At 68.3% G+C, this 19,542-nt stretch carries 18 protein-coding genes and 1 other RNA gene; 6 read left to right on the top strand and 13 right to left on the bottom strand.

Going from position 1 to position 19,542, the window contains the following annotated elements; translation table 11 throughout:
* Positions 1–228: 228 nt before the first annotated feature.
* The 4 genes from QNJ30_21705 to miaA form a co-directional block, all read right to left on the bottom strand.
* A complete protein-coding gene (locus tag QNJ30_21705) occupies positions 229–855 on the bottom strand; it encodes a LysE family transporter (protein MDJ0946071.1) in 627 nt (208 codons plus the stop codon).
* Between the two features lie 355 nt (positions 856–1,210).
* Entirely contained in the window at positions 1,211–1,732 is a 522-nt protein-coding gene (gene ilvN, locus QNJ30_21700) for an acetolactate synthase small subunit (GenBank protein ID MDJ0946070.1), read from the bottom strand.
* 165 nt (positions 1,733–1,897) lie between these two features.
* On the bottom strand, positions 1,898–3,658 hold the full coding sequence (locus tag QNJ30_21695) for an acetolactate synthase 3 large subunit (GenBank protein MDJ0946069.1): 1,761 nt from the start codon (positions 3,656–3,658) through the stop codon (positions 1,898–1,900).
* Positions 3,659–3,797: 139 nt separating this feature from the next.
* A complete protein-coding gene (gene miaA / locus QNJ30_21690; GenBank protein MDJ0946068.1) occupies positions 3,798–4,724 on the bottom strand; it encodes a tRNA (adenosine(37)-N6)-dimethylallyltransferase MiaA in 927 nt (308 codons plus the stop codon).
* A gap of 119 nt (positions 4,725–4,843) precedes the next feature.
* Here miaA and serB point away from each other — a divergent pair, with 119 nt between their 5' ends.
* Positions 4,844–5,734, top strand: a complete 891-nt coding sequence (gene serB, locus QNJ30_21685; protein ID MDJ0946067.1) for a phosphoserine phosphatase SerB — start codon at positions 4,844–4,846, stop codon at positions 5,732–5,734.
* A gap of 50 nt (positions 5,735–5,784) precedes the next feature.
* On the opposite strand, the gene QNJ30_21680 is transcribed toward serB, so the two are convergent.
* The 4 genes from QNJ30_21680 to hflK all read right to left on the bottom strand — a co-directional run bounded on the left by QNJ30_21680 (position 5,785) and on the right by hflK (position 9,953).
* Positions 5,785–7,296 carry a DegQ family serine endoprotease gene (locus tag QNJ30_21680; GenBank protein MDJ0946066.1) on the bottom strand — a complete coding sequence of 504 codons (1,512 nt, stop codon included), beginning with the start codon at positions 7,294–7,296 and terminating at the stop codon, positions 5,785–5,787.
* A 334-nt stretch (positions 7,297–7,630) separates the two neighbouring features.
* Entirely contained in the window at positions 7,631–7,816 is a 186-nt protein-coding gene (locus QNJ30_21675; GenBank protein ID MDJ0946065.1) for a DUF2065 domain-containing protein, read from the bottom strand.
* Between the two features lie 56 nt (positions 7,817–7,872).
* A complete protein-coding gene (locus QNJ30_21670; protein ID MDJ0946064.1) occupies positions 7,873–8,763 on the bottom strand; it encodes a protease modulator HflC in 891 nt (296 codons plus the stop codon).
* A gap of 20 nt (positions 8,764–8,783) precedes the next feature.
* Positions 8,784–9,953, bottom strand: coding sequence for an FtsH protease activity modulator HflK (hflK, locus tag QNJ30_21665; GenBank protein MDJ0946063.1), 1,170 nt, complete (start codon positions 9,951–9,953; stop codon positions 8,784–8,786).
* A 169-nt stretch (positions 9,954–10,122) separates the two neighbouring features.
* On the opposite strand from hflK, the gene apbC reads away from it, so the two are divergent.
* The gene (apbC, locus tag QNJ30_21660; GenBank protein ID MDJ0946062.1) at positions 10,123–11,274 is read left to right on the top strand and encodes an iron-sulfur cluster carrier protein ApbC; all 1,152 of its coding nucleotides are present in this window, start codon (positions 10,123–10,125) and stop codon (positions 11,272–11,274) included.
* A gap of 19 nt (positions 11,275–11,293) precedes the next feature.
* Here the strand turns inward: apbC and QNJ30_21655 are convergent, their stop codons facing one another.
* From QNJ30_21655 to thyX, 3 genes are all read right to left on the bottom strand, one after another.
* A complete protein-coding gene (locus QNJ30_21655; GenBank protein MDJ0946061.1) occupies positions 11,294–11,842 on the bottom strand; it encodes a L,D-transpeptidase family protein in 549 nt (182 codons plus the stop codon).
* A gap of 92 nt (positions 11,843–11,934) precedes the next feature.
* Positions 11,935–12,354: an SRPBCC family protein gene (locus tag QNJ30_21650; protein MDJ0946060.1), complete on the bottom strand. Its 420-nt coding sequence runs from the start codon at positions 12,352–12,354 to the stop codon at positions 11,935–11,937.
* A gap of 97 nt (positions 12,355–12,451) precedes the next feature.
* Positions 12,452–13,483, bottom strand: coding sequence for an FAD-dependent thymidylate synthase (gene thyX, locus QNJ30_21645; GenBank protein MDJ0946059.1), 1,032 nt, complete (start codon positions 13,481–13,483; stop codon positions 12,452–12,454).
* 179 nt (positions 13,484–13,662) lie between these two features.
* On the opposite strand from thyX, the gene ssrA reads away from it, so the two are divergent.
* The 3 genes from ssrA (at position 13,663) to QNJ30_21630 (ending at position 15,077) form a co-directional block, all read left to right on the top strand.
* Positions 13,663–13,992, top strand: a transfer-messenger RNA (tmRNA) gene (gene ssrA, locus QNJ30_21640).
* Between the two features lie 54 nt (positions 13,993–14,046).
* On the top strand, positions 14,047–14,580 hold the full coding sequence (locus tag QNJ30_21635) for a ClpXP protease specificity-enhancing factor SspB (protein ID MDJ0946058.1): 534 nt from the start codon (positions 14,047–14,049) through the stop codon (positions 14,578–14,580).
* A gap of 11 nt (positions 14,581–14,591) precedes the next feature.
* Positions 14,592–15,077 carry a mismatch-specific DNA-glycosylase gene (locus QNJ30_21630; protein ID MDJ0946057.1) on the top strand — a complete coding sequence of 162 codons (486 nt, stop codon included), beginning with the start codon at positions 14,592–14,594 and terminating at the stop codon, positions 15,075–15,077.
* A 19-nt stretch (positions 15,078–15,096) separates the two neighbouring features.
* Here QNJ30_21630 and QNJ30_21625 read toward each other — a convergent pair whose 3' ends face one another.
* Positions 15,097–16,053: a hypothetical protein gene (locus QNJ30_21625; protein ID MDJ0946056.1), complete on the bottom strand. Its 957-nt coding sequence runs from the start codon at positions 16,051–16,053 to the stop codon at positions 15,097–15,099.
* A gap of 142 nt (positions 16,054–16,195) precedes the next feature.
* Between QNJ30_21625 and QNJ30_21620 the strand changes: the two genes are divergently transcribed.
* Complete coding sequence (locus tag QNJ30_21620) at positions 16,196–16,816, top strand: dienelactone hydrolase family protein (GenBank protein MDJ0946055.1); 621 nt, start codon at positions 16,196–16,198, stop codon at positions 16,814–16,816.
* 38 nt (positions 16,817–16,854) lie between these two features.
* On the opposite strand, the gene QNJ30_21615 is transcribed toward QNJ30_21620, so the two are convergent.
* The gene (locus tag QNJ30_21615) at positions 16,855–19,539 is read right to left on the bottom strand and encodes a CHASE2 domain-containing protein (GenBank protein ID MDJ0946054.1); all 2,685 of its coding nucleotides are present in this window, start codon (positions 19,537–19,539) and stop codon (positions 16,855–16,857) included.
* Positions 19,540–19,542 lie beyond the last annotated feature (3 nt).

Below are 19,542 nucleotides of genomic sequence, written 5' to 3'. Positions count from 1 at the left end.
CCCTCTGACGGCCAGCATTATCCCGGTCCGACCCCGCCACCGCCGGCGAGTGGCCACTCTCCGGCGGTGGCCCATCTTCGCCCGATGGGCCGAACCTGTCATAAGACAGGCATTATCCGATCAGATGGAATCGCTTCGCGATCCATCTGGCCGGATGTAATGCCCTACCTTCAGAGCGATAGCGCACGACTCCCGGCCAGACGCGAACGCGTCTGATCGGGAAGTGCGCTAGCGCTCCGACAGTGCCAGCTTGAGGCCCAGAGCGGCGAGGCAGCCGCCGGCGAGGCGGTCGATCCAGAGCTTGGCGCCCGCATAGGCGCGGCGGACCCGGCCGGTCGAAAACAGCAGGGCCACGGCCAGGTACCAGAAGAACTCCACCGCGAAGATGTTGGCCAGCACGACCCCGGTGACCCAGAGGGGCAAGTCGGGCGGCAGGAAGGTCAGGAAGATGGAGCCGAAGAAGACCGCGGCCTTGGGATTGACCAGCTGGGTCAGGAGCCCGAGGCGCAGGGAGCGCAGGCCGGAGGCCGGCAAACCGATGGCCGTGGCCGGCAGGGCGAGCGGCTGCACCGCGCCGCGCCAGAGACAGATGCCGAGGTAGATCAGGTAGAGGCCGCCCAGGAGCCTCAGGGTACCGTAGAGCCAGCCCGCCTGCTGCAGCAGCAGCCCGACCCCGAGCACCACCAGCAACGCCCAGAGGAAGGAGCCCAGGGCGATTCCGACGGCGGCCGCCACGCCGGCCCGGCGGTCCCGGGCGACGGATTCCTGCAGAGCGACGATGAAGGCCGGGCCCGGGCTGGCCGCGGCGATGAAGTGCGCCAGCGCCAAGCCGGCCAGGGGGATGAGGTACTCCATGGGCTCCATCTCTGGGAGAATCGCTCAACAGGGCGACGCAGACTATCACGGGACCAAGCTGGACGGCCGTGCCCAATTCCTAAGCCATCGGGGTTTGTGCCGTGGCGGTGCCGCAAACCGCTTTATCCCCCTTGCGGGGGAGGATCGAGGTCGGGGGTGGCGGCCGCGAGGCCGCAAAGCCAAAAGCCGATTGAGATGGCGGCCGGCATTACCCCCCATCCTGCCCTCCCCCTCAAGGAGGGGGGTTCAGTGGTGTCGGAGCTCAAGCTCGTAGCGCTCTGGGTGTCTATCGCGTGCAAGCTTCAAAGCGTGCTGCCTGCCGAACAGCGACAGCAGCGGACAATCAGCCCCGCTCCTACAGCGCCTCGGGGCCGCGGGCGATCGCGACCACGCCGGTGCGCGAGACGTCGACGAAGCCCAGGCCCTTCATCAGCTCGATGAAGCGGTTCAGCTTGTCCGGGCGGTGGTGGATCTGGAACACGAAGTGCTCCAGGCCGGCATCGACGACCTCGGCCTCGAAAATGTCGGCGATCCGCAATGCCTCGACCCGGTCGTTGCCCTTGCCGATCACCTTGACCAGGGCCAGCTCGCGCTCGACGTAGTCGTTGGGATGCTCGACGGTCAGGTCCGAGACCTTGTGCACCGGCACCAGGCGGGTCAGCTGGGCCTTGATCTGCTCCAGGATCATCGACGTGCCGCTGGTCACCACGGTGATACGCGAGAGCTTGTTCTCGGGGTCGACCTCGGTGACGGTCAGGCTCTCGATGTTGTAGCCGCGGCCGGAAAACAGGCCGATGACCCGCGCCAGGACGCCCGGCTCGTTGTCCACGAGGACGGCGATGGTGCGCTTTTCGATCGGGTCTTCCTTGGGTGACATTCTCTTGGCTTTCGAAAACTCGGGCGCGATCCTCGGTGTCGCCTCGTCGCGGGCCTCACCCTTCGACAGGCTCAGGATGAGGCTTGAGACCCTGCCTTCCTCATCCCGAGCTTGTCGAGGGACGAGGCATGAGGCCGACCGGAAACCGCGCGATCTCGGCGGGCCCTAGACCAGGACCATGCCCTCTTCGGAGACGTCGTGGGCCGCTTCGTCCTCGGGGCCCAGCAGCATCTGGTTGTGGGCGGCGCCCGAAGGGATCATCGGGAAGCAGTTCTCCGCCTGGTCGACCAGGCAGTCAAGCAGGACCGGCCGCGGCGTTTCGATCATCTCCCGGATCTTGTCGTCCAGCTCGCCCGGCTTCTCCGCGCGCAAGCCGACCAGCCCGAAGGACTCCGCCAGCTTGATGAAGTCGGGCAGGGAGTCCATGTAGCTCTGCGAGTAGCGGCTGCCGTGCAGCAGCTCCTGCCACTGCCGGACCATGCCCATCCACTGGTTGTTGACGATGAAGACCTTCACCGGCAGGTCGTACTGGGCGATGGTCGAAAGTTCCTGGATGTTCATCAGGAAGGAGGCCTCGCCGGCGATGTCGATCACCAGGGAGTCCGGATGGGCCACCTGGACGCCGAGCGCCGCCGGGAAGCCGTAGCCCATGGTGCCCAGGCCGCCCGAGGTCATCCAGCGGTTGGGCTCCTCGAACTTGAAGAACTGGGCGGCCCACATCTGGTGCTGGCCGACCTCGGTCGTGATGTAGGTGTCGCGGTCCTTGACCGCCTCGTAGAGGCGCTGGATGGCGTACTGCGGCTTGATGATGTCGCCGTTCTGCCGGTACTTCAGGCACTCGCGGCCGCGCCACTTGTCGATCTCTTCCCACCAAGCTCCGAGGGCCTTCTGGTCCAGCGCGTGCTTGCCGTCCTGCCAGACCTCGACGAAGGCCTCCAGGACCTCGGCCACGTCGCCGACGATTGGCACGTCGACCAGGACGTTCTTGTTGATCGAGCTGGGGTCGATGTCGATGTGGATCTTCTTCGAGTTGGGCGAGAACTCGCTCAGCTTGCCGGTCACCCGGTCGTCGAAGCGGGCGCCGACCGCGATCATCAGATCGCAGTTGTACATCGCCAGGTTGGCCTCGTAGGTGCCGTGCATGCCCAGCATGCCGAGGAACTGGGGATCGCTGGCCGGATAGGCGCCGAGGCCCATCAGGGTATTGGTGCAAGGCACGCCGGTCATGTGCACCAGCTTGCGCAGCAGCGCAGTCGCGCGGTCCCCGGAATTGATCACGCCGCCGCCGGAATAGACGATCGGCCGCTTGGCCTTGGCCAGCAGCTCCACCGCCTGCTTCAGGGCGGCCTTTTCGGGCCGGGTCTGGGGCTTGTAGCTGCGGTGCTTGACCGACTCGCGCGGCAGGTAGGCGCCCTTGCCCTGGAGGATGTCCTTGGGCAGGTCGATGACCACCGGTCCCGGACGCCCGGCCTGGGCGACGTAGAAGGCCTCGTGCAGGATCCGCGGCAGGTCCTCCATCGACTTGACCAGATAGTTGTGCTTGGTGCAGGGCCGGGTGATGCCGGTTGTGTCGGCCTCCTGGAAGGCATCGTTGCCGATCAGGTGGGTCGGCACCTGGCCGGTCAGGCAGACCACCGGGATGGAGTCCATCAGGGCATCGGTCAGGCCGGTCACCGCGTTGGTCGCGCCGGGGCCCGAGGTGACCAGCACGACGCCGACCTTGCCGGTCGAGCGGGCGTAGCCCTCGGCGGCATGGACGGCGCCCTGCTCGTGGCGCACCAGGATGTGACGGATCGCGTTCTGCTTGTGCATCTCGTCGTAGAGAGGCAGGACCGCCCCGCCCGGGTAGCCGAAAATCACCTCCACGCCCTGCTCCGCCAAGGCGCGCAGCACGATCTCCGATCCGTTGAGTTCCTCGCCAGCCATCGCTCCGACCCCAAATGCCCTCGGTCCGCTCGCTTGTCCCGTTCGCGCCGGCTAACCCCCTGCCCTTTATGGGCTTTTCAGCCTGCTCAGAGACAGCACGCGCGGCCCTCGGGCCGCGCGCCTCAGTTAAATTAGTCCCTCACCCGGAGGGGGTCAACAGGAAGTCGCAAATAATGTTAAAGATTTCTGCCCTCAAACTTTCCGAATATTGCGCGCTGAAAACCCGCGCCCCGGCGCCCTGGCCGCGCAGCCAAGTGTACTGCCGCTTGGCGTAGCGGCGGGTCGCCTGCTGGGCCCGGGCGACGGCCTCCTCGAGGGGGATCTCGCCGGCCAGGTGGGCGCCCAGTTCGGCGACGCCCACCGCCTTCATGGCCGGCAGGCCCGGCTCCAGGCCCAGGGCCAGAAGGCCTTCGACCTCGGCCAGGGCTCCGGCCTCGAGCATTCCCAGGAAGCGCCGGTCGCAGGCCGCGTAGAGCGCCACCCTCGGCGGGACCAGGGCCAGGCGTAGGAAGCGATAGGGCGGCGGCCGGGGGCTGTCACGCTGCCAGTCGAAGAGCGAGCGGCCGGTCGCCTCCAGGACCTCCCAGGCCCGCATCAGGCGCTGGCTGTCCGAGGGCCGCAGCCGGGCGCCGGCCTGCGGGTCACGCCCGGCCAGCTCGGCGTGGAAAGCCGCGCCGCCGAGCTCCCGGTGCCGGCGCCGGGCCGCCGCCCGGATGGTCTCCGGGACCTCCGGGATTGCCGAGAGGCCACGCTCCAGGGCCTGCAGGTAGAGCCCGGTGCCGCCGACGACAATGGGCAGGCGGCCGGCCTGCCGCGCCGCCTCGATCTCGGCCAGGGCCAGGGCCTGCCAGCGCCCGGCCGAGCAGACCTCGACGGCCGGCAGCACCCCGTAGAGGCGGTGCGGCGCCCGGGCCAGGGCCGCCGCGCCGGGACGGGCGGTCAGGATCTCGAGCTCCCGGTAGACCTGCAGGGCGTCGGCGTTGATCACGCTGCCGCCGAACTCCTCTGCCAGGTCGAGGGCGAGGCGCGACTTGCCGCCGGCGGTCGGGCCGGTAACCAGGACCACCGGCGGCTGCGCCTTTCGGCCGCTCCGGGGCTGCCGGGGCCCTTCTTCGCTGTTGCTCGCCTTCGACACCCGCTCAAATCCCTTGCCGCCGCACTGGCCGGCCATCTATATCGCCCGCCATGGACCACGTCGTCACGCTTATCGCCGCCCCCGGCGACCTCGAGCAAGCCCTGGTCGACCGGGTCGCGGCGGCCCTCGGCGCCTCAGGGGCCGCCTGCGGATCCGCCGACTGGCTGGCCGAGGCCGAGGCCTGCGATCTACCCATCGCCGGCCTCGCTCCCTCGCACGCCCGCCGGACCGTGCGGGGTGCCCTGGAGGGCGCCCCGGCCGATTTCGGCGTCGTCGCTCGGGAGAACCGGCGCAAGCGGCTGCTGGTTGCGGACATGGAGTCGACCATCATCGCCGAGGAGATGCTCGACGAGCTTGCCGCGCGCCTCGGGATAGCTGATCAGGTGGCCCCGATCACAGCCCGGGCCATGAACGGAGAGCTGGACTTCGCCGAGGCGCTGCAGGCCCGGGTCGGCCTCCTGACCGGCCAGCCGGCCAGCCTGCTCGAGGAGATGGCCGCCGGCGTGACCCTGAACCCCGGCGCGCGGGCCCTGGTGCAGACCCTGCGCGCCCAAGGCGCCTTGACGGCCCTGGTCTCAGGCGGCTTCACCTGCTTCACCGAGCCGGTCGGCGCGGCCTGCGGCTTCGACCGGCAGCAGGCCAATCGGCTGGTGATCGAGGACGGCCGGCTGACCGGCGAGGTGGCGGCGCCGATTCTGGACCGCGCCGCCAAGCGGGCGGCCCTGGAGGCCCTGGCGGCCGAGCAGGGGCTGGATCTGGCGGCGAGCTGCGCGGTCGGCGACGGTGCCAACGACGTCGACCTGCTCCAAGCCGCCGGGCTCGGCGTCGGCTACCGGCCCAAGGCGGCGCTGCGACGGGCCGCCGACGTCAGCCTCGACCACGGCGATCTGACAGCGCTGCTCTATCTGCAGGGCTACCGCAAGGCCGAGTTCAAAAGCTGACGCGCGTCCAGGCAGCGGCGGCGCGTCGAAGCATTTCCGGCGACTGAGGGTCAGCTGCTGCTGATCGGCACCGCGACCCACTGGAAGTCGCCCTGGCGCAGGACCAGGAGCGTGACCACCCGGTAGCCCTCGTCACGCGCCTTCTCGACCCGGTCGACGACCTCGGAGGGGCTGGAGACCTCCTCCTGATCGACCTCGACGATCACGTCCCCGGGGCGCAGGCCCTTTTCCGCGGCGGAACCGTTGTCGACGACATCGGTGATCACCACGCCCGCGGCCTTGTCGTCGAGCTGGAACCGTTGGCGCAGTTCGGGTGTGATCGCCGCCAGGCCCAGGCCGAGGGACTGGATCTGGCCGCTCTCGTCCTTCGGGGCCGGCTCCGTGGGTGAGACCGCCGCAACCTGGGTGTCGTCGAGCTCGCCCAGGGTCACGTTGAGCGACTGCTCGCTGAAGCCGTCGTTGCCCTTGCGCCAGACCGTGACCTTGACCTTTCGACCGATCGGCGTTTCGGCGACCATGCGGGGCAGCTTGCGCATCTCGCCGACCTCGCGGCCGTCGAAGCGCAGGATCACGTCGCCCTGCTTGATCCCGGCGGATTCGGCCGGCCCGCCCTCGGTGACGTGGGCGACCAGGGCACCCTGGGCCTTGCCCAAGCGCAGCCCTTCGGCCAGCTCCTCGGTCACCGTCTGAATCCGGACTCCGAGCCAGCCGCGGCGCACGGTGCCGCCGTCCTTGAGCTGGCGAATGACGTTGGCCGCCAGAGCCGAGGGGATGGCGAAGCCGATGCCCACCGAGCCGCCGGAGGGCGAGAAAATCGCGGTGTTCACCCCGACCACGTCGCCGTCCATGTTGAACATGGGACCGCCAGAGTTGCCGCGGTTGATGGCCGCATCGCTCTGGATGAAGTCGTCGTAGGGGCCGGCGTTGATGTCGCGCTGCCGGGCCGAGACGATCCCGGCCGTTACGGTGCCGCCGAGGCCGAAGGGATTGCCGATCGCCATCACCCAGTCGCCGATCCGCAGGCCGTCGGAGTTGCCCCACTTGACCGCCGGCAGGGGCTTGTCGGCATCGACCTTCAGCAGCGCGAGGTCGGTCTTCTCGTCGCGACCGACGATCTCGGCCTTATAGGTCGAGTTGTCGTGGAGCCGGACCGTCACCTCGTCGGCCTCGGCAATGACGTGGTTGTTGGTAACGATGAAGCCGCTGGAATCGATGATGAATCCGGAACCCAGAGAAGACGGTGCGCGGCGCTGCGGCGGTCCACCCTCGCCGCGCTGGCCGCGGCGTTCGAAGAAGTCTTTGAAGAACTCCTCGAACTCCTTGCTTTCACCCTGGGCGACGCTTTGGGTGGTCGAGACGTTGACCACGGCCGGCAGCAAACCTTCGGCCAGATCGGCGAAGCTCTCGGGGGCCGAGCGGGCCATGGGCTGGCCGCCCCAGGCCAGCAGGGTCACCAGAAAGACAGCGCCACCCTTGGCCAGGGCCTGATATCCCAAACGCAAAGCTCCGTTCCTTTCGCCATCTGACAGGCCAGCGATTATACTTCTCATCGCGCCGTGCATCACCTTTCTTCTCCAGCTACAGCCCCTCGGACAGGGTGCCCACCCTCAGGACTTCGCTCGGATATAGCAACTATTTCGTTAACCATAGCGAAGATTCGCAGATGGGATGTGGTTGGCGCCACCGTCCTGTCAAGCCGGGGGCGCCGCCTGCTCCAGCCTCGCCGCCACGAAGCTCGACCGCCCATAGGCCCCAAGACTTTGAACCGGACCGGGGTTCGCCGGAAGTCTGCGGCCTTGGAGCAGCAACGGACCCGGGCGAAATCCCATCAAGCCAGCCTCTCCAGGTTCGCGGACGATCTGGGCGGATTTGTGGCCGATCCAGGTTTCCCTTCGTCTAGCCGCGCAACAGCCAGACAAAGAGCGCACCTAGAGCGGCCGTGACCAAACCGCCGCCGCGGAGAACCTCCGGCGGCACCTCTGCCAATTTGCCGAGCGCGCGTCGGATCTGGTCCGGAAACAAAGCCCAAGCCAAGCCCTCTATGACCAGCACCAGCGCCAGCGCCGTGAGGAGCTCCGTCATTCACGATCACCACGACCCGCCGTGTCCGGGGGTCCGGCCGCGGCCGGCCGTTCGTCCTACTGGCCGCCAGGCTGGCCGGCAGGATTGTTGAAATAATTGAAGAACTCATTGGTCGGGGGGATCACCAGCATCGAGTTGTCGGGCCGGATCGACGCCTCATAGGCCTGCATCGAGCGGTAGAAATCGAAGAAAGCCTCGTCCTGGCCAAAGGCATCGTTGAGGATCCGGGTCCGCTCCGCCTCGCCTTCGCCGCGCAGGATCTCGGCCTGGCGCTGGGCCTCGGCGCGGATGACCGTCGCTTCGCGGTCGGCCTCGGCGGTGATCCTCAGGAATTGCTCCTGGCCCAGGGCACGGAACTCGGCGGCATCGCGCTTACGTTCCGCCTCCATCCGGGCGTAAACGTTCTGGCTCACCTCCGGAAGCAGATCGGCACGGATAATGCGGACGTCCAGGACGTTGATCCCGAAGTTCGACCCGGCGCGCCGGACCTCGGCGTTCACCTGGTCGCGAATCTGCTGCATCAGCCGCGTGCGATCCTGGGAGAGGATCGTCGTCAAGAGAACCTGGCCGAGCGTGGCGCGCAGCTTGTTGTTGACGATCGGCTCGAGCTTCAGCTGCAGCAGGTCCTCGTTGACGGCCACACGTATGAATTGCTCCGGACTGACGATCCGGTAGCGGATGAAGGCGTCCACGGTCACCCGCCGCTGATCCGCCAAAACAATGGTCTCGGCCCGTGGGTCCAGGTTCAGCACCCGCTTTTCCAGGTGACGGATTTCCTGCCAGGGCAGCTTGACCCCAATTCCAGGCTCGTCGACCACCCGCTTCAGCTCACCGAACTGCAGGACCACCGCCTGCTTGGTCTGGTGGACCGTGAACACGCTCAAGTAAGCGAGGAAGCCCAGAACCAGAATTACGACCCCAAGGATCAGAGATTTCTTGCCTTGCATCGGACTTTTCTCCCTGGGACCTACTGCTTGAGGTCCGGATTGCGCGCGGTTTCGGCTGCGCCCGGGCCCCGGCGCTGCAGCTGGTCGAGCGGCAGGTACGGCACCGCGCCGCTGGCGCCGTCCATGATCACCTTGTCGGTGTTCTGCAGGACCTTCTGCACGGTCTCCAGGTAGATCCGTCGGCGGGTCACGTCCGGGTTCTGCCTGTAGGCCTCGAAGACCTTGATGAAGCGTTCCGCCTCACCCTGAGACTCCTTGATCATGCGGTCGCGGTAGGCCTGGGCCCCTTGGATCATCCGCGTGGCCTCGCCGCGGGCCTCCGGGATGATCCGGTTCCGGTAGGCGTCGGCCTGATTGATCTTGGTGTCCTGGTCCTGGCGGGCCCGCTGCACGTCCTCGAAGGCGTCGGCTACCTGCTTTGGCGGCTGTACGTCCTGGAGGTTGACCGCCGTGATCGCGACCCCGGACTGGTACTCGTCCAGGATCCGCTGAAGGGTTTCTCGGGTCTCGGCGGCCAGGTTCTCCTTCTCCGTGCTCAGCGCCGGCTGGATGTCGGTACGACCGATGACCTCGCGCATGGCGCTCTCGGCCGCCAGCTTGATGGTCGCCTCGCGATCGCGGATGTTGAAGAGGAACTGGCCGGCGTTGTCGATCCGCCACTGAACGCTGAAGTCGATATCGATGATGTTCTGATCGCCGGTCAGCATCAGACTCTCTTCCGCACGGTCAATCTTGCCGCCGACCCCGTCGCCCCGGCGCTGGAATCCGACGTTGATCTGCCGCACGATGTCGACCTGGGGCGTCTCTACCGTCTCGATCGGGTAAGGCAGGTGCCAGTGGAGCCCCGGCGGGTCCAAGCTTTCCTGGTTGACCCATTCGCCGAAGCGCAGCTTTACGCCCTGCTCGCCGGGCTTGACCGTGTAAAAACCGGTAAAGAGCCAGACCGCGATCAGAAGGCCGATAACCAGAAGGAACCCGGAGCTGCCGCCCATGCCGGAGGGCAGAACGCTCTTCATGCGGTCCTGGCCACGGCGGATCAGATCGTCAATATCGGGCGGACGCGGACCGCCGCCACCGCCGGAGCCTCGGCCCCAGGGACCTTGCCCTCCACCGCCGCCTCCGGACGGGCCGCCGCCCCAGGGGCCGCCGCCGTTGCCGCCCCCGCCACCGCCTTGAGATTTCCAGGGCATCGTGAAGAATCCTCGCTATCCAGAAGGGCCGTGCCTACAAAGGACCGGCGCTTTGTCGTATATGAACCAGGGGATCGTCAACGCCAGTATAATCGACTTGCCGATTTGGCCCGGACAGTTTCTTCCTGCCTCTGTCGGGCATATCGGAAACTATGCGGAGTTTTCAAGGATGAGCCGGGTAACCGAGGCGCAGGTGCTGGAGGCGCTCAAGACCGTGATAGAACCGGGCCGCGGCCGGGACATCGTGGCCCTGAACATGGTCAACGGGGTCGTGGTCAGGGACGGCAACGTCGGATTCGCCATCGAGGTCGACCCGCGCCACGGGCCGGCGCTGGAGCCGCTGCGCAAGGAAGCCGAGCAGAAGGTCCTGGCCCTCTCCGGCGTGTCCTCCGTGACCGCCGTGCTGACCGCCGAGAAGGCCGCCGGCGGCGCGTCACCGGCGGAGGGGCAGCCGCGGCGGGTCGCCCAGGGCCCGGGCCAAGGACCAGGACAGCGGCCCGGCCCGGAGCGCGCCCTGGTGCCGGGGGTCCGCGCGATCGTCGCCGTGGCCAGCGGCAAGGGCGGCGTCGGCAAGTCGACGACGGCCACCAACCTGGCCCTGGCCCTGGCGACCCAGGGGCTCAAGGTCGGGGTCCTGGACGCCGACATCTACGGCCCCTCCCAGCCCCGCATGCTGGGGATCTCCGGCAAGCCGCAGTCGCCCGACGGCAAGACCCTGACCCCGATGGAGAACTTCGGCGTCAAGTGCATGTCGATGGGCTTCCTCGTGCCCGAGGATTCGCCGATGATCTGGCGCGGCCCCATGGTTCAGAGCGCCCTGCAGCAGATGCTGCGCGACGTCGACTGGGGCGAACTCGACGTCCTGGTGGTCGACATGCCGCCGGGCACCGGCGACGCCCAGCTGACCATGGCCCAGCAGGTGCCCCTGGCCGGCGCGGTCATCGTCTCGACCCCGCAGGACATCGCCCTGATCGACGCCAAGAAGGGCCTGAACATGTTTCGCAAGGTCGACATCCCGGTCCTCGGCATCATCGAGAACATGAGCACTTTCGTCTGCCCGAACTGCAGCCACGAAAGCCACATCTTCGGCCACGGCGGCGCCCGCCGCGAGGCCGAGAAGCTGGGCATGAGCTTCCTGGGCGAGATCCCGCTCGACATCGAGATCCGCGAGACCTCGGACCAGGGCCGGCCGGTCGTGGTCAGCCGCCCGGACAGCCCCCAGGCCAAGCGCTACGGCGAGATCGCCGAGGCCGTCTGGGGTCAGCTCTCGGCGCGCCTGGAGGGTGGCGGCCGTGCCGCGCCCAGGATCGTGATGCAGTAGGATCAGCGCGCCGCCTGAATCAGGGCCGGATCTCGATCGGGGTACCGTCGGCGACCCGGCGCCAGATGTCCCGGATCGCGTCGTTGGTCACCGCGATGCAGCCCTCCGTCCAGTCGCGCAGGAGGCCGGCCGCGCCGAGGGCCCCCAGGCCGTTGGGCAGGCCGTGGATCATGATCAGGCCGCCGGGTTCCTCGCCCCTCGCGGCCGCCCGGGCCCGGTCCGCCGCCTCTGGATAGGAAACGTGCAGCGAGAGGTGATAGCGGCTCTGCGGATTGCGCCAGTCGATGCGGTAGCGGCCTTCGGGCGTCCGGCCATCGCCTTCCCGCTGCTTGTGCCCTTCCGGATCGCGTCCGAGCGCGATGTCGTAGGCAATCAGCGCCGTCTCGCCGCGGTAGAGGATCAGGCGACGCTCGGCCTTGTGAACCACGATGCGGTCGGCCCGCTCAGCCTCCGGCGCCGGGACCGGCGGCTGCGCCGAGGCCGGCGGCGGCAAGGCGAAGAGCAGCATAATAAGCAGCGGCCGGAGCCCGACCGCCTTTCTCAGCTCGAAGAATCGCGCAGATCGCATGGCGAATCCCCCGGAAGAAGGCCCAGGGTGGAAACCCAATATGGCGATTCCTTGATTGCGCCTGCGGATCGCTCTGAGGCCCCCGGCCGCGGTCAGGTGCCGCCGAAGGTGCGCTTCAGATTCTCGAAACCGGCCTCGTAGACCTGGCGGATCACCGCCGTGGCGTCGCCTTCCGGCGCGCCCGAGGGCTCGAACTCGCTGGACCACTCGACGCTGCAGCCGCTGCCCTCGTCGCGCACCCGAAGCGTCGCCTCGTAGTTGGCGACCGGCAGGGGGCCGGAGATGATCGAGTAGGTGTAGAGCCGCTCCTTGTCGTCGATGTGCTCGAGCTTCTCCAGGATGGTGCCGCCGCCGGCCAGGTTGAGGCGCCGATGGACCTGGCCGTCCTTTTCTTCCTTTTCGCTGCTTTCGACGGCCGGGTGCCAGTCCGGCAAGGCGTGGAAGTTGCCGATCACCTCCCAGACCATCGCGGCCGGAACCGCCAGTTTCGTCGTTGCGCTGACCTTTGCCATTGCGCGACCTCCCTTCTAGAGCTTCCGAAGGGTTCATCCTATTGCGAGGCCGCCCGCGAAGCCAGCGGCGCGATCGGCCAGCAGCCGGGCACAGGGGCTAGGCTTCGCGGTCGAGCAGGGCCATAAGCTCGCGCCATTCGCGCTTGGACAGCCCCGAGTCCTCGGCCTCGACCGGCTCGCCGGCGAGCAGGCGCTTGACCACCGTCAGCGCCCGGCCCGACAGGTGGGCGCCGCCGACCACGTGGTTCTCGAAGGCCTCCGCGGTGATCGGTACCCAGCGCCGCAGCGTGTCGAGCAGAACGTCGGCATAGGCCCGGATCTCGTACTGGGCATGGGCGTCGGCACGCAGCCCGACGAAATGCAGCAGGTTGTGAAGGTCGATCTTCCAGTACCACTGGGTATAGATGTTGAGCGGCAGGTTCATGCGCGCCAACTCGCGCGCCAGGCCCTGGCGGCTCTCGTCGATGACCGAGCCGTCCTCGCGCTGGTTCAGCATTTCCTCGTAGCTGGCATAGCAGCGCGCCGCGTCCTCGCGCAGGAGGTCGAGCACGCGGGCCGCCTCCTCGCCCTCGAGCACCTCGCCGCGGCCCTGGCGATTGCTGCTCGACTGGGCCGCCAGGTGCTCGGGCGCCGGCACGTAGAACTCCTTGTCGAGGACCGAATAGCGCGCCGAGTACTCGTTGACGTTGGCCGTGCGATGGCGGATCCACTGCCGCGCGACGAAAATCGGCAGCTTGATGTGGTACTTGATCTCGCACATCTCGAAGGGTGTCGTGTGGCGGTGCCGCAGCAGGTAGTTGATCAGCCCCGCGTCCTGCCGCACCTGCTTGGTGCCGCGGCCGTAGGACACGCGCGCCGCCTGAACGATGGCGGCGTCGTCGCCCATGTAGTCGATGACGCGGACAAAGCCGTGGTCGAGCACCGGAATCGCCTCGTAGAGCACCTCCTCGAGGGCCGGCACGGTGACCCGGCGGGTCTCGCTGCGGGTTTCGCGCAATTCGCGCAGCTCTGACTCTTGCTCCTTGGTCAGGAGCTTGCGCAACTCGTTCCGCGGACCGGCGGCCTCGGCGGCCTTCTCGGCATCCTGCCCCTCACCGTTCCGATCGGGCTTCGAACTCTGTCCGGACATCGTTGATCCAGCCGCCTCCTTGCGGACTCCGATTCGTCAGGCGCAAGGATGACCCGGCCGTCCCAAGGCATCCAGCCCAAATCCACCCACAGCTTGTGGATGAACGCCTACGGCCCCGACACCCGCCGAGGGCCGGGCACACAATTAAATTATATCAATGCACTAGAAGGATACGCAGCGACCTTCACCCGGCCGCCCAAAGTCATTATATTACAAGGGCCGGCTTGTCCGGCTATGGCGATAAACGGCATGTGTAATAGGCGTTACGGACCCGGGGGCAGTACCCGGCGCCTCCACCAGTTTCCACCGCGCCCGGCCGATCCGGCGGGCGCGGTCTTGAGGGGGCGAAACAGGATCGACGTGCGTTCAAAGGCATGTTTTTCGCTCGGCATGGTACCGCCGTTATCGGGCCGTCTTAAAAGTGCCAACGACAATTCTCGTATGGCCCTCGCTGCCTAACACTAGGTAAGCGCGGCCCGGGGGGCGCCGGGCAACAGAAGCCCCCCACCGCCTTTGCACGACGGCCAATCCGGCCCGAGGGCGGACCCGGGCAGGGGAAAGAGATGGCCGAAGACGACGTCAAGCAGGGCATCCTGCGCTACGACAAGATGGTGGAGGATGCGCTGCGTCAGGTGCTGCGGCAGTCGCTGCAGTTCGTCGTGACGCACGGTTTGCCCGGGGAGCACCACTTCTACATCACCTTCCGGACCGATCACCCCGAGGTCGTCATGCCGGGCTACCTGCGCAAGCGCTACCCGGACGAGATGACCATCGTGCTGCAGCACCAGTTCTGGAACCTGGAGGTGGCCGAGGAGTACTTCTCGGTGAGCCTCAGCTTTTCCAACAAGCCGGAGTTGCTGGTCATTCCCTTCGCCGCCGTGGCGACCTTCGCCGATCCGTCGGTCCGCTTCGGCCTGCAGTTCGAGACCGGCGAGGGCGGCACTCAGGAGGACGAGGAAGCCGGTCCTCTGGTCAAGCTGCCGGAGGTCGCACCGCCGGACCCCGCAACCGCCGAGAACGCAGATCAGCCCGACGACGGCGAGAACAAGGAGGGCGCCGAGAACATCGTCGCCCTGGACCGCTTCCGCAAGAAGTAGCGGCGCCGCGCGTGCCCGTCCTGCCCGACGTCCTGGACCACGGCCTGCGGATCGTGTTCTGCGGCAGCGCCGCCGGCCGCGTGTCGGCCGAGCGCGGCGCCTACTATGCCGGGCCGGGCAACCGTTTCTGGGCGATCCTGGCGGCGACCGGATTGACCCCATCCCTGCTGCCGCCCGAGGCCTTTCCCCGCCTCACGGACTATCGCCTGGGCCTGACCGACATCGCGAAGGAGGCCTCCGGCGCCGACCATCAGCTGCCGCCCGGCAGCGACGATCCGGCCGCCCTTCGTGCCAAGATCCTGCGCTTTACGCCGCAGGTCCTCGCCTTCGTCGGCAAGCGGCCGGCGCAGGCCTTCCTCGGCAGGGCCGCCGACTACGGCCTCCAGGCGGAGAGCCTGGGTCCGACGAAGCTCTTCGTACTGCCCTCCCCCTCCGGCGCCGCCCGGCGCCACTGGGACGACTCCTGGTGGCACGCCCTGGCCCGCCTGGTGGCGTGACCCGGAGGACGGCACGGGATCACTCGGACAGGCCGTACTTGCGCCGGAATGCGGCCCGCAGGCCCTCGATACTGGCCTTCCAGTCCGGCTCCGGACGGAATCCGCCGGTCTCGATTTCCGGATCGTCGGGCAGCAGAACCATGGTCTGGTCCATCGTCTGGATCCGCAGCGCCTCGACCGCTCTGGGATCCCGATACTTCTCGACATACTTGGCGGCATATTCCGGGCCGCCGCGGCACAGCCAGGCATCATCCCAATTGCGCGGCAAGGCGATGTTCTCGGCCAGGACATGGGCCGCCAGGGCCTCGCGATGGGCCGGCTCGAGCTCGTCGAGCGGCGTGGCGAGCGGCACCAGGAGCTGGCGGATCAGCAGCAGCTTGTCCTCCACCGCCGGCGCGGAGGCGCAGCGGGAGGCGTCCTCGGCGATCCTGAGGCGCGCCAGGAGGTCGCCGACGATGGCCCCCTCGACCATGCCGGCCCGCTGATGCAACAGGGCGTAGGCGGCGAGGTAGGCCGAGGACCCCTTGCCGGCGTAAATCCGGCTCATGGTCCAGTCGAGCGCGGTCAGGATCTCCCGGTCGCCCTCCGCCGCCAGCAAGGCGGCCAGGGCCTCAGAACGGCGGCGCTGGTCATCGTAAGCCGTCAGCCGCGCCCAGAGCGTCTGGTCGTGGCGGCTCCGGCGTTCGGGCAGAGCCGCCAGGAAGGCCTGCCGACGCTCCACGTGGAGCGTCAGAGCCTCCGGCGCAGGATCCGCGGGTGCGGCTTCGGCCTGGGGCTCGGGCTCCGGTGGTCGGGCCGCCGTTGGGGCCTCGACTCTCGGCGGCCGGCTCTCCGCTACCGGCGGCTGGGGCGCGGCCGGCAGATCGCCGTCGCGCTCGGCGCGCCAGCGCTGCCCCGAAAGGCCGGGCTCGCCCCCGCAGGCGGTAAGGCCCAGCAGGACGACCAGCGACAGGGCGGACAGACGCTTCGACCGCACGTCCGGCTCCTCAAGAAGTTCCAATGCGTGGCGACCGCCAGGTCGTAGGACAGCGCCCGCGAAGACGCCGCCCCGAGAGATCTCTCGGCGCGGCCAGCTTCTGCTTGCCCTTGCAATAGGACCACAGAAATATGTCGCCGTCATGATCCGCGCGCACTTCCTCTTCGACGGACCGGCGGAGGCCGCCCTGACCCTGGTCCTGGCCCACGGCGCCGGCGCCCCGATGGACAGCCCCTTCATGGCCGCCTTCGCCGACGGCCTGGGCAGCCGCGGCCTGCGCATCGTCCGCTTCGAATTCCCCTACATGGCGGCCCGGCGCGCGGACGGCCGGAAACGGCCGCCGGACGGCCAGGCGAAGCTGCTGGAGGCTTGGCGCCAGACGGTCACGGCGCTGCAGCCGGCGCGCTTGGCCGTCGGCGGCAAGTCGATGGGCGGGCGCATGGCCAGCCTGATCGCCGACGAGGTCGGCGCCGCCGGCCTGGTCTGCCTTGGCTATCCCTTCCATCCCCCGGGCAAGCCGGAGCGTTTGCGCACGGCGCACCTGGAGACGATCGAGACCCCGAGCCTGATCGTCCAGGGGACCCGGGACCCCTTCGGCACCCGGGCCGAGGTCGAGGGCTACGCGCTCTCGGACGCGCTTCGTATCCACTGGGCCGATGACGGCAATCATGACCTGGTGCCCCGCAAGGCGTCGGGGCGCAGCGCCGACGGCAACTGGTCCCAGGCCATGGACGCGGTCGCCGGCTTCCTCCTGGAGTCCTAGCGAGACCCGTCGCACCCCGGAGGACCGCTTTGCCGGCTTCAACCGTCGTTGGCGACCCGGCGCCTGCCGGGGCGCCCCGCGCTGCCTCGCACCTCGCGGCCTGACGCCAGGACCCGCGCCGCGGGCAGGCGGACGGTCACCGTGGTGCCCTGGCCGGGCGCGCTCTCGAGCTCCAGGCTGCCGCCGTGCATCTCGGTCAGGCGCTGGGCCAGAGGCAGACCGAGGCCGGTCCCCTGGTGCCGGCTGGCAAGATCGCTTTCGATCTGGCCGAAGACCGCCAGGGCGCGCGGAATCTCCTCCGGCGCCAGGCCGATCCCGCTGTCCGAAACCTTGAACAGAAAGTCGCCGTTGTCGTCGAGCAGAGCCGAGAGCTCGATTCGCCCGCCTTCCGGCGTGAACTTGACGGCGTTGCTCAGCAGGTTGAGCAGGATCTGCTTGAGCGCGCGCGGATCTGCGCGCAGCTCGAGGGTCTCGACGTCGCTGCGCCGGCTGAGGCCGAGGCCGGCGGCAGCGGCCCGCGTCCCGATCAGGCGCAGACAGGAGTTCAGGAGCTGGCCGACCTGAACCAGATCCTCTTCGATCCGGTGCTTGCCGGCTTCGATCTTCGAGACGTCGAGCACGTCGTTGATGATGTCGAGCAGAAGCGAGCCGCTGGCATGGATGTCGTTGGCGTAGCTCTTGTAAGCCTGGTCGCCCAGGGGTCCGACCATCTCGTCCTTCATCATCGAGGAGAACCCGATGATGGCGTTGAGCGGGGTCCGCAGCTCGTGGCTCATGTTCGCCAGGAAGCCGCTCATGCTGCGCCGCGCGGCTTCGGCCTCCTCCTTGGCGAGCAGCAATTCCTGCTGGCGCCGGTGCAGCTCTGTGACGTCGGCGTAGACGCAGACCAGGCCGCCGTCGCGGGTCCGATGCTGGTTGACCCGCGCCACCGTGCCTTCGGCGAGTTCGACCTGGAAGCTGCTGCGGGCCGACCTGTGGCGGGCCAGCTGTATCTCGATCCAGGCCTCCGGCGGCTCTAGAAGCCGGTGTTCCGGATTTTCCGCCAGGAAGGCGCGAAGAATGTCCTCGTGGGTCCGGCCGGCCAGGGGCGCCTGCCAGCCGAGGGCGTGAAGGTCGCGAAATCGGGTGTTGCAGAGCAGCAGGCGGCCCTCGGCGTCGAACATCGCGAAGCCGTCGCGCATCGATTCGATGGCCTCCTCGAGGCGCCGCTGCGCGGTCTTGCGGCCGGCCTCGGCGCGCCGCTGCTCGGTGATGTCGCGCAGGTGCAGGATCGCCCAGGGCTCGTCCTCCAGGACCATCTCACTGATCACCAGCTCCAGATTGAAGCGATCGCCGTCGGCGCGCTCGCCCAGCAGCTCGAAGGGACCGCCGCGCAGCAGATGGAAGCTGAGGGCAAGCCGGGTCTGCGGCTCACTCTCCTGAGGCGAGGCGACGAGCACGGTCGCCTTTCGACCTTCGGTTTCCGCCGCCGTGCGGCCGAACATCCGCTCGGCGGCCCGATTGAAGGAGGTGATGCGCCCCCTGCCGTCGATGGTGACGATGGCATCGAAGCTGTGCTCGACGATCTGCCGCATGAAGGCGTCCTTGCGCCGAAGCTCCAGGCCCTGGGCGAGCAGGCCGAGATCCTGGCGGTCGATCCGCAGACCGAGCCCGTAGAGATAGGGTAGCAGCAACGAGAGCTGCCAGGGTGCCACGTCCAGGCTCAGCGGAAAGCTTGCCTGGACCGCCAGGGAAAGCCCGAAGACGCCGAGCAGGCCGAAGACCACGTAGAGCGTGCTTCGGCGCCAGGACAGGTGAGGAAATCGCCCGGCGAGGCCGAGGATCAACAGGAGGCTGACCAGGAGCACGGGCAGAGGCGCGAGCCGGGCGATCATCCGATCCTGGGCAATGGCCTCGTAGGCCATGAGCTGCACCATGGGCCCCGGCAGGATCCCATAGGCCGGTACGGCGATCTGCTCGCCCAGCTCGACGGCCGTCGCGCCGACGATGACCCGCTTGCCGCGCAGCAAGGCGGCGTCGAAGCGGCCGGCAAGGACATCGACGAAGGAGATCCTCGCGACATCCTCGACCCGGATCCCGAAGTCGAGGTAGAAGCCGGCCTCCGGAAGGTCGCGGCGCTGGGTCAGGAGGGCGCCCAGGCCGACCAGCCGGGTGCCGCTCCAGGGCACCAGGGCGGACATCCGGCGCAGGACCCCGTCGGAGTCGGGCTGCACGTTGACGCTGGCGAGGGTCGCGTGGCGGGTGAAGCGCGTCAGCGGCAGGTTGAGGGCAAGCTCGTCACGGCCGGCCTCGCCCCGGACCTTCTGCATGAAGGCCGGCAGGATCACCCGCCCGGCCGAGCCGGCCAGGGACTGCTCCAGCAGGGCGTCGTCCGCCGGGGTCGAAGGCGAGCTCAAGTCGACGTCGAAGGCGACCATTTCGGCGCCGGCGTCGATTAGGCGGTTCAGCAAGTCCGCGTGATGGGCCCGGGGCCAGGGCCAGGCATCGAGCTCGCGCAGGCTCTTGGAATCGATTTCCACCAGGACGACGTCGCCGCTGGCCGGCCGGCGCAGCAGATCGTAGCGGAGATCGAGATAGCTGCGCTCGAGGAACTCGAGGCCGCCGCCCAGGTAGAGTGCCGCGACCAGGGCTGAAATCGCAAACCGCGGCAGCCAGGCACGAAGCCTCTTCGCGCCGGCGAAGCGACCCAGGGCCGCGCACAGTTCGGGGCCGGGCAGGCGCATCAC

It is taken from the genome of Kiloniellales bacterium, assembly GCA_030066685.1.
Classification (GTDB): Bacteria; Pseudomonadota; Alphaproteobacteria; order Kiloniellales; family JAKSBE01; genus JAKSBE01.
Note: the sequence above shows the minus strand (reverse complement) of the source record. Positions and strands in the feature narration are given on the sequence as shown.